Genomic DNA, 15764 nt, shown 5'->3' with positions numbered 1-15764 from the left:
GTAAAAAGGCGCATGGAATAAATAACCTCACCAAAACGGAGGTAACCACGTAGCCCTGGATGAACTGGATTAATTTTTTGGTTGATTTCCTAGAAGTCTTTAGTCCCTGTGTAATTGTTTTAATTCTTCTTTGGTAAATATCCTTGATTTAATAATAAATCTAAGGCCAAGGGGAATTTCAAGGGAAAAATTTGATCCTCTGCCTTTTACTATATCAACGGTCAACTGGGTATGTTTCCAATATTGAAACTGATCGGCTGACATATAAAACCCACAGTCATGAACTGTACCCAGGTACACATCCGTGTAATTCAGCATCAGCTCCCCTTTTGGCAGACACATGGGTGACGACCCATCACAGCATCCCCCGCTTTGATGGAACATGAGCGGGCCATGCTGTTCCCTAAGGGAATCGATGACCCGCTTTGCACCATTGGTAATACGTATACGCTCTACCACCTTAGAAAAAACCTAAAGCATTTTTATCGTGGGATATTAGCATGTTCTTGGTCTGGCGATAATGGTCCAACATCATCTTATGGGTCTCACGACCTATACCAGATTTTTTATAGCCACCAAATGGAGCGTGTGCAGGGTAGAGGTGATAACAATTTACCCAAACCCTACCCGCTTGTACCTGTCTCGATATTTGATAGGCTTGGTGGGTGTCTCGGGTCCAGACCCCAGCTCCAAGACCGTACAAGGTATCGTTGGCGATTTCCAAGGCTTCGGCCTCATCTTTAAAAGTGGTCACACAGGCCACTGGACCAAAAATTTCTTCCTGAAAAACACGCATCTTATTGTTGCCTTCCAATAAGGTGGGCTGGATGTAATAACCACCCTCCAGGCCTTCATTGTACGCAGCTGTGCCGCCAGTTAGCACCTTACAACCTTCATCCTTACCAATGTCTATATAATTCAGGATTTTTTCATATTGATCATTGGAGGCCTGTGCCCCCATCATGGTAGCGGGATCTAAAGGATGCCCTAATTTTATGGCCTCTACGCGTTCAATCACCCGTGCAATGAATTTATCGTATATACTTTCTTGAACCAAAATCCGTGAAGGACAAGTACAGACTTCTCCCTGGTTTAAGGCAAACATGGCGGCGCCTTCCAGGCATTTGTCAAAGAAGGCATCATCAGCATCCATAATACTTTCAAAGAAAATATTGGGACTTTTTCCACCTAGCTCCAAGGTAACGGGTATAATATTTTTTGAAGCATATTGCATGATCAATTGCCCCGTTGTTGTTTCCCCTGTAAAGGCAATCTTATTTATCTTTGGACTGGACGCCAAAGGTTTACCAGCTTCAACGCCAAAACCGTTCACTACGTTCAAAACACCTTCCGGCAAAATCCCATCAATCAATTCCATCAAAATCATAATGCCAACCGGGGTTTGCTCTGCAGGCTTTAACACCACACAGTTGCCGGCCGCTAGGGCAGGGGCTACCTTCCAAGTGGCCATCAGCAAAGGAAAGTTCCAAGGAATGATTTGCCCAACCACGCCTAAGGGTTCCTTAACATTCATTGAAATCGTAGTGGAATCCAATTCACTCACAGTACCCTCCTCGGCTCTTATGACCCCTGCGAAATAGCGAAAATGATCTACCGCCAAGGGTAGGTCGGCAGCCATGGTCTCGCGCAGGGCTTTTCCATTGTCCCAGGTTTCTGCCCGAGCCAAAACCTCCAGGTTTTGCTCCATTACATCTGCAATCTTTAATAAGAGGTTACTCCGTTCTGCAGCAGAACTATTGTTCCAGGTTGGTGCGGCCGCCCAAGCAGCGTCAATGGCCAATTCTATATCTTGGGCGGTAGAACGTGCCACTTTGGTAAAAGCGTTACCATCCACTGGAGAAATATTGTCAAAATATTGCCCTTGTATCGGCGCCGTCCATTTACCCCCAATGTAGTTGTCATATTGGTTTTTGAATTGTGGCTTTACCAAGGCCTTTTTTTTGGTGGTAGTTGCATTGCTCATACTGTACTTATTTATCGGTTATTTTTATAATTTACTGATTGCCAAATTACTAAGACAAGAGCCTATCTATCATGAACAATGCTATCAATCCTATGAACAATTCTATCAAAAAATATGATTTTTATAAAATAATTGTATCTTTTATCAATTAATGATATAATTCGTTTTAATTTTTTAAAAATTCATTAAACATTATTTATGAAGTTGCCTAAATCATTTCATCAATCCAGGAAGTTGGTGGACATGGTGGAGAACCAAACCTCCTATGAGCTAGAAGACTCGGCCATGCATATTTTTGAGACCCATTTACGTGCAGATCGGGTGCAGTTACAGTTTGGAGCACCAGTACTGGCCAGCATGTTCCAAGGGAAAAAAGTGATGCATTTGCGAGACAAAGCTGCCTTTGAGTTTTTGCCGGGAGAATCCTTGATACTGCCCGCCAATGAACTTATGGGTATTGATTTTCCCGAGGCACGGGAAGACAACCCTACGCGCTGCTTGGCACTGGAAATAGGTGAAGACCGCCTAAAACATGTCATCCAACTTATGAACGAGACCATGACCCGGACCGATGGGCAAGAGTGGAACCTTCTGGATTACAACTTTCACTTTACCAATGATTACAGCATCTATCAAATTTTACAACGCTTGGTCTATCTGTACACCGAAAACCACCCTTCCAAGGATTTTTTTGTCTCGAACATGGTTCAAGAGCTAATTATTAGAATTCTTCAGGCCAACGTTAGGAAAACCTACCAAACCCAAACCGTGGACCTCTCTGGAGGAAAGCGCTTGGCCTATATCATACAGTATATTCGTGATAACCTACGGGATGTATTGACCATTAAAGCATTGAGCGAAAAAGCGTGTATGAGTGAAAGTCATTTTCATAAAGTTTTTAAACAGGAAATGGGTGTTTCACCCATTGACTTTATCAACGAGGAGCGCATCAATTTTGCGACCAAACTTTTATCGAACGATTCTTGTAACCTTACCGAGGTTTTTATGGCCTGTGGATTTTCCAATCGTTCTTATTTCAATCGCCTGTTTAAGCGTTTTAAGGGAATAAGCCCAAGCAGCTACAGAAAACGCTTTGTTAGTTAATGTATACATTACAATGGTATTAACGGCAAGCTATGGTCACTTTAACCCGGCGAACGTGGAATACTTCGCCCGTTGTTTCCAGGTGTCAACCAAAAACTAAAATCTGAACTTTTCTGACTGCTGGCGGGCAGATTTTGGGGCTGGCCAAGCGATGGCCTCCGAAGCGTCGCAGGTGTTTAGTAATGAACGCCGTAAAGCGTTTATTTTTAAAAAACAATCGAGCGATTGGTTGTGCGCCTATTTTATACTTCGACTGCGCTCAGCACAGGCATAACGACTAATTATAGATACAGACACGTGGTAAAATAGATTAGCCCGTGGCTGATTTATTTTAACGGCGAGATGAAGCGCCGGCTTTTTAAAGAACAAAGCGATTTACCAGCCGCATCAGCTCGCTAAATTTTAAAAGATTCTCAATCTTTTAAAATATTCCGTACATCATAGACCCGCGAAGCGCCGATGAACTCCTTTGAAAAAATAAGCAAGCATCGTGAATAATTATAGCTTACACGTATTTAATTTGGATAACTGCAAGATAAGGCAGCCGCACAAGTCTCGCCGCCAAACCGAAAAGTCTACTAGACTTTCCAGTTCGTCACGTGTACTATAATGTTCTGCGTTATGTAACTTGAGCTTTGGTTACGGCATAAAAAGAAAAGGTCTGGGAGACCTTTTCTTTTTTGAGCGGGTGGGCGCGCTGGCGTATACGCCACTACACTTTCTTTAAATTTTTCTTCTAAAAAGCTTCTTCTGAAAAGGTAATGAAACCGAGGCACGAGGTTCATGAATACTTTTAAACAACAATCGACAAGGAATGAATAAACACTTATTATGCGAACCGACGATAGGAGGGGAGTTTAATGCCTGCCTGCCGGAAGGCAGGTGTGTGGAATGGGTGATAGTAGATTTATTTAATAAAAACACAATTTCATTTTAACATTCTTGCATATTTCTTTATGTTAGTAAATATTTTAGTTTTAAATCAAACCTAATGGACTAATGTTTATGAAAAAAAACAAATTTCTTTCTCTTTTTACCACGGCACTATTCTTCTTTGCTTCTTGCTCTTCTGAAAATAACGAAGAACAAATGCAAAATGAAGAACAAAATGAGAGCGTATTATCTTTCACTTTAAATGGGGAAATGCGGACAACAACGATCGGAAAACCATTCGCTTCTTTTTTTGAAATTAGGTCGGGAGATGAAATTGTCTATGGCTTTGGTGTTTCAGGAGCTTTTTCAAATGATGATTTAGAAAGATGGGGGTTCAGCACTAGTTTTTCTTCATCAGATTCAGATTTTGTTGTTGACGGATTAAATATAGACTCCGAAGAATCAGACATCCAAGATTTAAATATTTCTGGAGAATATGAGGATAGCCTAGTTAGGATACCAGAGAACGAAATCATTTTGACAGCCAAGTACAATAAAAATCAATTGTATTCTTTTAGCATAACTGAAATTGATGAAAATAATCAAACAGTATCTGGGACATTTAGTATGGACTTGTTGGCTACTGAATCTGATGAAATTTTCAGGATACGCGACGGCGTATTTATCAATGCCGAGTTTACAAGTGAGTTAATTGATTTAGACAACTAGTATAAGGCGGTGCTAGCTCTAATTCCATTATTAGTGATTTGGTTGAATTAAACTACTCTTTAAAATTACTAGAAAATAGCATTTACTATCAGTTTTTTCTAGAAATTTTTACTGTTAGTTAGATGACCCAAGAATATGAACTTTAAAAAATTCTCAATAACTTATCACTACTTAATAATGACGTATTATGGTTCTTTTTGATCTATAATGTTCCGCGTTATGTAACTTGAGCTTTGGTTAAAAGCGAAAGTTTCTACTAATTTTCTTGGATTTTTTTTCTTTCTAAAAACTTTCTTCTAAAAGGTAATGGAACACTTATTATGCAAGCCGACGATAGGAGGGGAGTGTAATGTGTGTGGAATGGAATTATTACAATAAAATCTAACTCTGATTTATGCCAAATTAAATTTTTAACATCATATATTTACGTAAGAATTTTATTAAAAGGTTTGGAACTAAATATAAAAAGAAATATTTCATTAGCTTATATCAATGAACTAAACACTCGTGTAGATGAAAGTGACACTAAGATTAAGATTCGACTACCTAAAAATATAAAAAATGCTTCTTTTGGAGTCATTCCCTCCTTTATTCAATTTTTTGCGACTGCTATAAGAAAAGAAAAATGCTCTCACTTAATTCTTCCTTTTTCCACCAAGGAAGAACTTGCCAAATATATAGAAGTTGAATATGTCTATCCATTTACTGTTTTAGCATGGAACCTAAAAATCATAGATGATTCAGAATATAACTTAAAGGACAGACTAACCAGTATTAGTCAAAATTACTTCTCAAGACTTGAGTTTTTAAAGGTAAAAACTTTAAGATCTCTCCCTCTGTATAGTTTTGATCACGACATTTCCAAAAGAGGACTATCTAGATATTTTTACGATAATAATTATAAATTAATCTACTTAGATCAACTAGAATTTAATTTATACCCAATATTTAAGAAGCTTTCGTTAGCACATAATGTTCAAGATAGTAGGAATACATTAGCTCCTATTTTAGAAAGCCTTACTGAAATAATTTATGAACTCTTTAAGAATACTCATGAGCATGGAAGATCTAAAGTAAAAGGTGGTTTCTATTTTCCGAACGTTAGAAATGTTACTCTAAGAACTATTAGAAGAAAACGATCTGCTTATTTGGAGGATACTGAACTACCAGAATCAGTTAAGGAATATTTTAAAAATAACCTGCCCTTAACTGAGAAAAGTGATTTCATAATGTTGGAAATTTCCGTTCTTGATAGTGGTCCCGGACTTGTTTGTAGAGTTTCGAATACTGAAAATTTATCAAATTACTCTTTGGATGAAGAACTGTCATTAACAAAAGAGTGCTTATTGAAACATAAAACATCTTCAAATGCTTATTTAGCTAAAATAAAGGGAGAAGGTTTAGATAAGGTGATGCAATTATTGGATAAAAAGGGTTTTCTGAGAATCCGAACTGGACGGTTGGATTTGTTTAGAAACTTTATTTCTGACCCTTATTTAGCTACAAAAGATTTTTCTAGGATAGTATTGAAAGACTATTTCAATAATGACAATAATTTTATTGAACATCCTCAAGTTTCTGGAACACTACATACTTTTTATTACCCAATAGGAAGTCCATAATGAAGGATTATTTCATTTTTACATATCGCGATAAGGGTAGTTTTAAAGGAGGAATTAAAACAATAACGGTTTTATTCATACCTGAATCATCTATAAAAAAAAGTGCTCTTATACAAGGCCTTGAAACATACAATCAAGAGAATGTATTGTCTGATAAGTTTGTTGTTGTCCTACCAGAATATGCCAGTGAAGCACTCGTCAACCTTTTTGAAAAAGATGTTTTAATTAGCTTTGGACGGGTTGTGGGTTTTGACAAAAACTATTCAGAAACTAACTACAGCGTTTATAAGTTTGATCTAAATGGTAAACTCAACAAAAAATTTGGGGTGCTTAAAGATTTAAAAAATAGAACTCTATTTTTAGCAAAACTCTTTAAGAATGGAAATTTTCACATTTTTGACAGCAAAAGTGGACTTATTGAGTCTAACCCAGATCATCACTTCGTTTTCCCATCGGGAAAACATAGCGAAAAATTTATTCGAACAGCCAATGTTTTAAGGGACAGTAATGAGATTTTTTTCATTGCAATTCAATTGTTGGAAAAGTTTAGCGCAGTTGAAATTGTATATTGTGATACAGCTTCAATAAATGTTTTACCATTCGCAGTATTTGAAATTCAAAATAGGTTTGAAAGAAAATTCGAAACCAGAGTAAAAAGTTTTGAAAGCTATAAAGTTTTTGAAGACTATAATCAAAGTTTTAATCCAAATTCGCTGGTACTTATTTCCTCTTCAACATCAGGTAATATTATAGATAGACTCAATGACAAACAAATAGCAGATAGTAGCAATATTTTAGTTCTTTTTTTTCTTGGGAACGATGAGAGTTATAAAAAGCATAAGACAAACATTTTTTGTAATTTGACTAAATCCTCAGAATTTGAACAAGGCTACAATCCGTTTAAAACCTTCAAAAATAGTTTAAAGTGCAAATTATGCATTAATCATTCTCAACCGGTTGTAATTCAGTCTGATGTATTCTTAAATATTGAACCTAAGTATAATGTTGTTACCTTCAAGAAGAGTGATGCTCCAAGTTTTTTGAGTAAATTTATTGAGAATCATAGAGCTCTAGACCAAAAGTCTAACATTTTTAAAGTTCATTTTCGAGACATAGAAGAAGAAGATAGTAGTTATGAGATTTACATAGATTTTACTCAATTACTCGACAACTTTGAAAACAAAAACTACCCCCAATATTATCATGAAAAACTTGAGAAAACTATTAATGCCCACATCCCAATAAACACAAGGTATTTATTGCCATTGAGGGATCCTGGTTCAAAAGCATTAACTGAAAAGATACTAAATGAAAATTCATGGGTCATTGAACCAACGATAATTGATATAAATAATCCAAAAATCTCGACAACAGTTACAGGTACCATTGTGGTGGTTGGAGCAACATATGTTACTGGTAGGCATTATTTTTTTATAAATAGATTGCTTAGAGATTTCCCTAAACTAACGGTTGTTTACTTCATTGGATTGGCAAGGTCAATATCTAAACAATTCTCTGAAAACATTAAAAGTAATTTAGGTATAGGTGAATACGGTGGGAGAACTTATCCCGTCATTAATGTAGATGAAATTTTCATTCCGCAAGCTAAGGTTGATAATAGTTGGTCAAAAGAGTGGGGTTTTATACGGGAGTTACTTGGAAAAGTGAACTCAAAGTCCGCTCTTTATAAGTTTTTTGAAAATAGAAGGAATGTTCTATTTAATGCTAGAGAAGAGAAGGGGCTTTGTGACAATGTGTTTTTACCAACTCTATCGGGAGAAAAATTAAGTTTGAGAAAAGGTTTTGTTTATTGGAATTTTGAGGTTAAAACTGATATCGCATATCAATCTCAAGTTTATTTTACTATTACTTCGGTAATAAATCGATTAAGAAATGAGCCCTTGAATTCTGAGAGGAGTTTGAAACAAAGTACCTACGTAAGAAACCTAATAAGTTCAGAAACTTTTAATAGATTTAATGATGGTGTTATTCAAGCAAGTATTCTGAGAGCGGCTGACTATAGAATGCTATCTTATGATTTGGACGAAAACCAGAGCCTCGCTATGTCTGTCTTTATGAAAAGCTTGGTAGATAAATTTGAACAAGATCATGGGGAGGCTTTACCTGAATTTATGATGGCTTTAGGATTGAAAAAATTACGATTGAAAAGAATAGACTTAAATGACTTTTTAGATTATTCTTCAAAAAATTTACCTGAAAAAAGTATAGGTCATGACTTTGTTAATTATTTAAAGGGGAAACTGCTCTAACGCACTAAATATTATATTTATTTTTTTTAAAAAGTTAGGTAAATTTACCTAACTTTTCTATTTTAGCTTATTATTAGGGATTTTTTAATAAGTAATTTTACCTAAAATATGAATGAAGATTCAGATTTCATTAAAGCTTTTAATAGGTTAATCGAACCTTTGCATATCACAGATGATATTAGTGAAGATCCTTTTAGTGTTCTATTTGAAAGAAGAATTGAAGAACTTGGAATAACACAAAGTAGGGCAGAAGCAATGCTTGGTATCGAAAAGAAGAGTTTGAACAGTATTCTAAATAAAGAAGCAAAACGGGTTGACATTATCACTATTATCAAACTGGCACAATTTTTAAATTTGCCTGTTGATGGCTTTGTCAAAGTGTATTTGCAAGAATTACCAAGTGAACAAATCGGCGATATAGAAAAAGCTAAAAAGAACAATTTTATTGTTCAAAATTTTGATTTACCTCAATTACATAAAAAGAAATTCATTTCTTCCAAAACAGATTATGAAGCTATAGAAAAAAGGATAGTAACGTTCTTTGGACTAAACTCCATTTATGATTTTGCACAAGAAACCGTAACTCCGGCTTTTAGTAGGACAAAAAGAAGTTCTAGTGATTTAATGAGAGAATTTTGGGTGCAATCTGCACTTTCTCAGTTTAAACTTATAGAAAATCCAAATCCATACAATAGGGAACAGTTAATAGATTTAATTCCAAAAATCCGACCCTATACAAAAAATATAGAAAAAGGATTATTGACTGTAGTAAAAGCGTTGTTTTCAATTGGCATTACGGTTATCTATCAAGAATCCTTACCTAACATATCTGTTCGTGGTGCGACTTTTGTCGTGGATGGCAAACCATGTATTGTCATAAATGATTTACATAAACGTTACCCAACACTTTGGTTTTCGTTAATGCACGAATTACATCATGTTTTGTATGACTTCGATGAAATTCAACAGGTAAAATATCATTTAACAGGAGAGCCAGATTTATGGTTAAAGGAAGAGAAAGCAAATGATTTTGCTCGCGAGTATTTATTTAATAAAAAAAGATCTAAATACATAAAACCTTTTATTAACGAGTCAGTTCTCGTTCGTGAATATGCAGATAAATCTCAAGTTCATCCTAGCATAATCTACAATTTTCATATGTACGATAGTGATAAATGGGTGAAATTCAATAAATATATCCCGGATAGCGGTCTAGCTATTAATAATCTTAACGTGAGCATTTGGGAAAGTGAATCCGTTAAGGAAACAACAGAAAGGTTAAAAAAAGAAATATTCAATATTTAATAGTAAAGCTTTATGAGCGATAAGAAGAAAAAAAACAAAAAGGAAGAATCCAAAAAGCTTTCGGAGAAGGATGAATTGGAAAGAATGATGCTTATTTCTAAAGCAGATGAAGTAGTAGGAGAGCAGTTAACAATAGATACTGAAGGTGTTTTACAAACAGAAGATGAATTAAAACAATTTGCTTTAGGCGATATTGACGACCCAGAAAGAAAATACGATATCTACTACAAAGGTATTAGCAAGTTACTTTTAAAGCATCTGCCAGAAGGTAAAGACTATAAAAAGGCGAGAGATTATATCTACGAGGAAAAAAACACTTATTTGACGAGAGGTCATAGAATCGATGAAAAAGGGATTCGAGGTGCAGACAGTAGAATGGGGCATATTGAAGATGCCGAGAAAATTCTAGAACTAATCACTACTTGGATTATTAAAAAGGGTTCTATGGTAGATTTATACTCCACGATTCGAGATTTGAATATCCAATTAGGATACGGTAAACCAAGTCATGAATAGTTACTAATTATTGCTTAAAGTAGAGTCTTTAGTTTCAACCCAGATGATGTGATGGCAAGTCGGCCTAAGAGAATTTTAGCCAAACAATAGGCGAAGGGAGCGGCCATATTCTAGAGGGCTGGTAATACCGCTTGTTTACCAGTACAATGTTTCAAAGAGTTCAAATCGGTCTTAATAGTCAGAATGCTTTCTAGAATATAGCGACTGAGCCGTACATTGTTTCTAAAATTATCTGTAAGCCTTGATTTTTTTGTTTCTTTTTTTATCAAGAAAAAAAGATAAATAAAAACCTTATCGGTTGCGATGCTGAAATCCTATTTGACATAATGTTAGAAGTAAATAAAGAAAAACTTCAAACAAGACGGGAGGTTAGCAAGGGCTAAGAAGTTATCTCGATTTGTCCGCGCATCATCTCGCTCATATTTTGGAAGGACTACTAGACCTTCCAAAATACTGCCGTTAGCTGTTTCGGCAAGCTGACGAGAAGGTGTAGAAAAAAATCTTGCACACATTTCCTCGAATACGAGAATTTTACACGAATCTAAAAGGCTAGCTTTTAAATTCGTGACAACTACAATTATCCAGTGGATGATTTTAGTTGGCGGCGAGACGTTGCGGCTGCCTAATTGAATTTATGCTGATGCTAGTCCGCAAATTGGCTTTTACATAATTTCTAACGTTATAGTCCTAAGGGTCGACGAACTCCTTTGAGAAAAATAAGCAAGCATCGTGAATAATTATGACTTACGGCCGTTAAGTGACATTCCAGTAAAACGGCTTTTACATAATGGCTGACGATATGATTCGCTGACGCGAAGGTCATATCTGCAATTATGTAAAATGCAAGCATCCGTCGTTTTACAAAACAGACCAAACTGTATCATAATGTCTTGCGTTATGACACTTTGCTTTGGTAAAGCAAAGTATTTGGTACTAAATTTTCTTTGAATTTTTCTTCTAAAAAGTATTTTCTAAAAAGGTAATGGAACACTTATTATACGAGCCGACGATAGGAGGGGAGTATAATGTGTGTGGAATGTTGTTAAAACGATAGTTTTAATCCTACTGGACTTTTAATACTAGCAAATTTTTAAAACATTTTGTTTTAGAAGATCTAAAAGCAAATCATGTATACCCTTTGTATCATTAACATCAAATCCATTGCTTTGTAGCTTAGATAGAACTTCAATATAAGGTGTTTTTCCATCTAATAACTTCAATATTTGAATAACAGCATCAGCCCCGGTAAAAGTGCCATTGGGAAGATTTAAGGTAGCCTCTAATTCCTTTTCACCATCATCTAAAATTCCCTCTCTCTTGTATGAAACCGGAGTTCTAAGCTTTAGAATAGTCTCATCAAAAATCTCGAATGTAGTTGAGTTTGAACTAATATTCTTTTGAGCAACAAAAAACCAATTTCTGTATACTTTGTAGGATATTGAATTACTATCTTCCAAATGAGTAGTTTCAATAGTTTTATCTATTAAAGTCTTGTACCCGTTATTTTCAAAGAATTGTTTAAATTCTTCAGCGGTATACATTTCTTGTTCGTTAGAAAAAAAGTAGTCGAGCGGACCAAAATGAACAAACAAGCCTTTGTTTTTAAGTTTTTGATTAATTTGATTAAACCAAAGTTTTAATGCAATAACATCTGTAAAGTAAATCGAAAAAACAGAATTGAGTGAATTATCCTTGAAAGGAAGATCAAGTACATCTGAAACAAATACTTCAAACTTATCAAGTATATTATTTAGCTTATCCTTTGGAATTTTAGCCGAATATCGGGGTGCTACATTTTGTAATGTTTTTACGTTTTTTTCGTGCGGGCTATAAAAATCAATAGTCTTACCGTTCAAGAGTTTTTGAAGGTGCCAAATCATTGAAAAAGACTTGTCAGTGGCATAAACTTTACTATAAATATCAGTAAATTCAAAAGCTATTCTTCCAACTCCGCATCCAATAAATAAGGCATTCCCTGTTTCAAATTCTATCTTTGATAATTCTATTTTTAGTGAATCAATGGTTGTTTTTAATTGTTGCTCAGGTTCACTTTTGAAACACCAATCTCTTCTCAGGTAAATAAAATCTTTAAGTGTTGTTTGCGTATTGTCAGTAGTATTTATTTGAAGATTTTCATAAGCTTCTAAGGTAACTTTAGGTTCAAGAACTGATACAATATTATTAACGTTATGGATGTTTCGAATATAAGAATCAGTAAGAAGTTGAAAATATTTTTCTCTCTTACCTTGAGCGAGACCTAATTTAAAAGTATTAAGTTTTCTAATTAAGTACTTTAAGTGGCTTTTGTACAAGAAATATGACTCTGCATAATAAGATTCTAATTCACTCTCATCAATTAAAATTTGAACCTCATTATGGATGATAGGTTTTTTCGTAAACATTTTTGACTTTATTTAATCGCTAAAAAACCTTCAAAAGACACGTACTTCATAACGGATGTTATATCAACAAAACCTGCTCTTTTTAGTAAGTCTAAATTACCTTGTGTTGAAAAAGGTTCTAGTACTCCTTTAAGACTTCTAGTTTTAGATAGAATTTCTTTTTCGTTATACCCTTGTTCTAATTTATAATCAGTGTATAAAGCAGTCATAATATCTTGGAAACGTGCATCACATGCTCTTACTTTTTCAAATAAAATAAATGCACCACCCCAATTGAGAGATTCATAGATTTTATTAAAAACCAATTGTCTAACCCTTGGTTTAATGAACTGTATTGTATAATAAGACACGATTAAATCTGATTTTTCCAATTCTACATTAAGAATATCCTCCGTTAAAAACGAAATATTAGAATTTTCTTTACACTTTTGACTTGCAACCTCAACCATCTCATGTATTGGCTCAATACCTGTAACTTTTATTTCTTTATGATTATTGTGAAGAGCTATTTTTTTTGTCAATTCACCAGTACTACTTCCTATCTCATAGCATTTAGATTTGTCTGAAATAAAAAAATCACTTAATCTACAGATTAAGTCATGCCCTTCAACATACAAAGGAACTGACTTTGAAACATGGTTATCAAAATTTTTTGGAACATCTCCTGAAAAAGACCAATTAGCATTTAGTGTTGAAATCTTATCACCTGTTTTCATGACTTATATTTTTTGTTTTATACAAGCTGTTATGAACAAATATAACCCCTAAAATCATAATCAATAATAAAACAAAAAACACGACATTGGAGTTTTCACCATAAATCAAAGAAATACTCAAAACTTTGTCTATTTGTTGTTTATCATAGTAAAATTTTAAAAATAATGGACCAAGGCCATATACTATGTGTATTATGAAACATAAAAGAAGGCTTTTTGTTTTGTAAAAAACAAAAGAAATGAATATTCCCAAAATGAATAAATTAATGAAATTATCAAAATTTAAATGTGATAACGAAAAAAGAAAACTTGATAGTATAGCCGAAAACCAAAATGATTTGGTTGAAAGAAGTCTGCGAAATAAAAAATCTCTATAAACAAGTTCTTCAAAAATTGAAGCTGTGAAAAAAATTGAAATTAGCACAGACCAGTCATAGTGAAAACTTAAAATTTGAATAGAATAATTCTCGGGACCTGCTAGCAGGAAATATGTCGGTATTGCTTGTAGCAAGTAAATGCTTATTGTCAATAATATAATTGGTATAACAAGTCTCGGGAATAGCTTTGTTTCTCCGAAGACATCACCAACTTGGTAACCCAAAAAATACCATGAAAAAAACAAAACAATTGGAAATCCAATCAATTCTGAGAATAGTATTACATAATTTTGATTCAAAAAAAACTGTCCAAGAACCAAAATTAATACAGTTATAACTAAAAAGCATAATACTGTATAGAAAAGAGCCTGAATTATATTGTTGGGGAAAATATTTTGCTTCATTAACTTTTTAGTAAAAAATCATAAAAAAAGGATGCTTCAAAAGTGGAACATCCTTTAATCCTTAATATAAACGTCTTATTGCATATCATGTTCATCGCACATTGCATAATGAATGTAATCTGAAATAGAAGAAGCCAAACCAGGACGAGTCGCAGCTGTTGGTGTCCATGTACAATGACAAGCTCCTAAAATACCCCCCGTTAATGATTCTAATTCTTGGTTTACGTTTGCTTTTTCTTTGAAAGCTTCTAAATTTAATCTACTCATAGTAAAAATTTTAATTATTATGATTTATCCTAAAAATAAGAATTTTTTTATAACGAATTAGTTTTTTTAAAAATTTTATAATCAAACACGTAGGGTTGATTAGATACATCATATAAATTTAACACTTCAAAATTACTTTTATAAATTTTCGTGTAAACAGATTTAAAAAAATTGAAAAAAATCAAACCTTGTTTTTTGTATTTATTTGGCCTATCAAACTTAATTATTGCAGACTTAAAGCGATTCATATTACTTGTAAAGCGACCTAATAATTCATAATTTTTATCTTTCCAAAAAATCTCTTTTTGGATACATCTTTCAAGGCAAATGTTAATATTCGTTTGTGTAAACAAACCGTGAAAACGATCATAAAGCACGAACCCTTTATCATTTTCTTCATCTGTAAATAAAGATAAGTCTGAGTTATAAGGTAATGTGAATAAGTCTTTTTTATCTAATGTTAAAGCATTAAAAAATACATGAGCACATTGATGCACTATGTTATCTAAAAAGAAAATTTCGTTATAATCATCTTTAACGTTGAAGAAAGCAATACCATGTGCTTGTATCGTTGCAAATGAATTAGCTTCTCCTTGATAGAAAACAACTTTTTTAATATATAGTTTAACAAGGTCATAATATTCAGGATATACTTGGCTGATAATTTCTAATGCATTATTAAAATGCTCAATATGTTTAAGATATAGTTTTTCATTTATTATAACTTCTGTAATTTTTCCTTGTTCATTAACAAACAAAGGTTCTAAAAGAGGGTGATTACATTGTAAAAATTCAATACCATCTTTATTTTTAATCAATGGCTGTAATTCATATTCAAGAAGCTCATTATCATCACCCATTAATTGAATGCTATTATTAGCATACATAATTTGTATTATTTTTGAGTATTCCCTCTTAAGCTTAAGATACCCTATGGTTGGTAAATAAATGAGTTTATTATTAATATTCTGAGTATAAGTTTCAGACTTATTTTTAGTGAGGCTAAAAATTAAGATATCAATCCATTCCTCGTATTTATTGTTTATACAAGCAAATAGCAAAGGTTCGGAAAAAATCACATCATCATAAAAGTCTAGTTTATCAAAAATAGAATTATCTTTTTGATACAAAACCGTTTTTAATGTATCGATAAGTTTTAAGTGGTGGTCGTGGTATTGAGTAAAAAAATCCATTT

General features: G+C 33.7%; 13 protein-coding genes. 6 read left to right on the top strand and 7 right to left on the bottom strand.

Annotated elements, in window-relative coordinates:
- Window positions 1-99: 99 nt before the first annotated feature.
- Window positions 100-459, bottom strand: coding sequence for a DUF779 domain-containing protein (locus tag I595_RS01525; protein WP_054557624.1), 360 nt, complete (start codon window positions 457-459; stop codon window positions 100-102).
- Window position 460: 1 nt separating this feature from the next.
- Entirely contained in the window at window positions 461-1984 is a 1524-nt protein-coding gene (locus I595_RS01520; protein ID WP_054557623.1) for an aldehyde dehydrogenase family protein, read from the bottom strand.
- A gap of 198 nt (window positions 1985-2182) precedes the next feature.
- Between I595_RS01520 and I595_RS01515 the strand changes: the two genes are divergently transcribed.
- From I595_RS01515 to I595_RS01490, 6 genes are all read left to right on the top strand, one after another.
- Window positions 2183-3088 carry an AraC family transcriptional regulator gene (locus I595_RS01515; RefSeq protein ID WP_054557622.1) on the top strand — a complete coding sequence of 302 codons (906 nt, stop codon included), beginning with the start codon at window positions 2183-2185 and terminating at the stop codon, window positions 3086-3088.
- A 1005-nt stretch (window positions 3089-4093) separates the two neighbouring features.
- Window positions 4094-4690 carry a hypothetical protein gene (locus I595_RS01510; RefSeq protein WP_157449619.1) on the top strand — a complete coding sequence of 199 codons (597 nt, stop codon included), beginning with the start codon at window positions 4094-4096 and terminating at the stop codon, window positions 4688-4690.
- A 449-nt stretch (window positions 4691-5139) separates the two neighbouring features.
- A complete protein-coding gene (locus I595_RS01505; protein WP_054557620.1) occupies window positions 5140-6312 on the top strand; it encodes a hypothetical protein in 1173 nt (390 codons plus the stop codon).
- Window positions 6312-8582 (top strand): hypothetical protein, encoded by a 2271-nt coding sequence (locus I595_RS01500; RefSeq protein WP_054557619.1) that lies wholly within the window; start codon window positions 6312-6314, stop codon window positions 8580-8582. The genes I595_RS01505 and I595_RS01500 overlap by 1 nt, the downstream gene beginning before the upstream one ends.
- Window positions 8583-8690: 108 nt before the next feature.
- On the top strand, window positions 8691-9887 hold the full coding sequence (locus tag I595_RS01495; protein WP_054557618.1) for an ImmA/IrrE family metallo-endopeptidase: 1197 nt from the start codon (window positions 8691-8693) through the stop codon (window positions 9885-9887).
- 12 nt (window positions 9888-9899) lie between these two features.
- Window positions 9900-10403, top strand: coding sequence for a hypothetical protein (locus tag I595_RS01490; RefSeq protein ID WP_054557617.1), 504 nt, complete (start codon window positions 9900-9902; stop codon window positions 10401-10403).
- Between the two features lie 1079 nt (window positions 10404-11482).
- On the opposite strand, the gene I595_RS01485 is transcribed toward I595_RS01490, so the two are convergent.
- From I595_RS01485 to I595_RS01465, 5 genes are all read right to left on the bottom strand, one after another.
- Window positions 11483-12805: a methyltransferase domain-containing protein gene (locus I595_RS01485; RefSeq protein ID WP_054557616.1), complete on the bottom strand. Its 1323-nt coding sequence runs from the start codon at window positions 12803-12805 to the stop codon at window positions 11483-11485.
- Window positions 12806-12813: 8 nt separating this feature from the next.
- Window positions 12814-13521, bottom strand: coding sequence for a methyltransferase domain-containing protein (locus tag I595_RS01480; protein ID WP_054557615.1), 708 nt, complete (start codon window positions 13519-13521; stop codon window positions 12814-12816).
- Window positions 13508-14302, bottom strand: a complete 795-nt coding sequence (locus tag I595_RS17810) for a CPBP family intramembrane glutamic endopeptidase (RefSeq protein WP_054557614.1) — start codon at window positions 14300-14302, stop codon at window positions 13508-13510. Before I595_RS17810 ends, I595_RS01480 begins: the two co-directional genes overlap by 14 nt.
- A 75-nt stretch (window positions 14303-14377) precedes the next feature.
- Complete coding sequence (locus I595_RS01470; RefSeq protein WP_054557613.1) at window positions 14378-14569, bottom strand: hypothetical protein; 192 nt, start codon at window positions 14567-14569, stop codon at window positions 14378-14380.
- Window positions 14570-14616: 47 nt separating this feature from the next.
- Window positions 14617-15762, bottom strand: coding sequence for a hypothetical protein (locus I595_RS01465; protein ID WP_054557612.1), 1146 nt, complete (start codon window positions 15760-15762; stop codon window positions 14617-14619).
- Window positions 15763-15764 lie beyond the last annotated feature (2 nt).

The sequence above is a fragment of the Croceitalea dokdonensis DOKDO 023 genome, from assembly GCF_001306415.1.
GTDB classification, from domain to species: domain Bacteria; phylum Bacteroidota; class Bacteroidia; order Flavobacteriales; family Flavobacteriaceae; genus Croceitalea; species Croceitalea dokdonensis.
Note: the sequence above shows the minus strand (reverse complement) of the source record. Positions and strands in the feature narration are given on the sequence as shown.

Bases quoted from the DNA above. Each gene is read 5' to 3' on its own strand.
- I595_RS01520 (WP_054557623.1), bottom strand. From the start codon at position 1,984: ATGAGCAATGCAACTACCACCAAAAAAAAGGCCTTGGTAAAGCCACAA.
- I595_RS01515 (WP_054557622.1), top strand. From the start codon at position 2,183: ATGAAGTTGCCTAAATCATTTCATCAATCCAGGAAGTTGGTGGACATG.
- I595_RS01510 (WP_157449619.1), top strand. From the start codon at position 4,094: ATGAAAAAAAACAAATTTCTTTCTCTTTTTACCACGGCACTATTCTTC.
- I595_RS01500 (WP_054557619.1), top strand. From the start codon at position 6,312: ATGAAGGATTATTTCATTTTTACATATCGCGATAAGGGTAGTTTTAAA.
- I595_RS01495 (WP_054557618.1), top strand. From the start codon at position 8,691: ATGAATGAAGATTCAGATTTCATTAAAGCTTTTAATAGGTTAATCGAA.
- I595_RS01490 (WP_054557617.1), top strand. From the start codon at position 9,900: ATGAGCGATAAGAAGAAAAAAAACAAAAAGGAAGAATCCAAAAAGCTT.
- I595_RS01485 (WP_054557616.1), bottom strand. From the start codon at position 12,805: ATGTTTACGAAAAAACCTATCATCCATAATGAGGTTCAAATTTTAATT.
- I595_RS01480 (WP_054557615.1), bottom strand. From the start codon at position 13,521: ATGAAAACAGGTGATAAGATTTCAACACTAAATGCTAATTGGTCTTTT.
- I595_RS17810 (WP_054557614.1), bottom strand. From the start codon at position 14,302: ATGAAGCAAAATATTTTCCCCAACAATATAATTCAGGCTCTTTTCTAT.
- I595_RS01470 (WP_054557613.1), bottom strand. From the start codon at position 14,569: ATGAGTAGATTAAATTTAGAAGCTTTCAAAGAAAAAGCAAACGTAAAC.
- I595_RS01465 (WP_054557612.1), bottom strand. From the start codon at position 15,762: ATGGATTTTTTTACTCAATACCACGACCACCACTTAAAACTTATCGAT.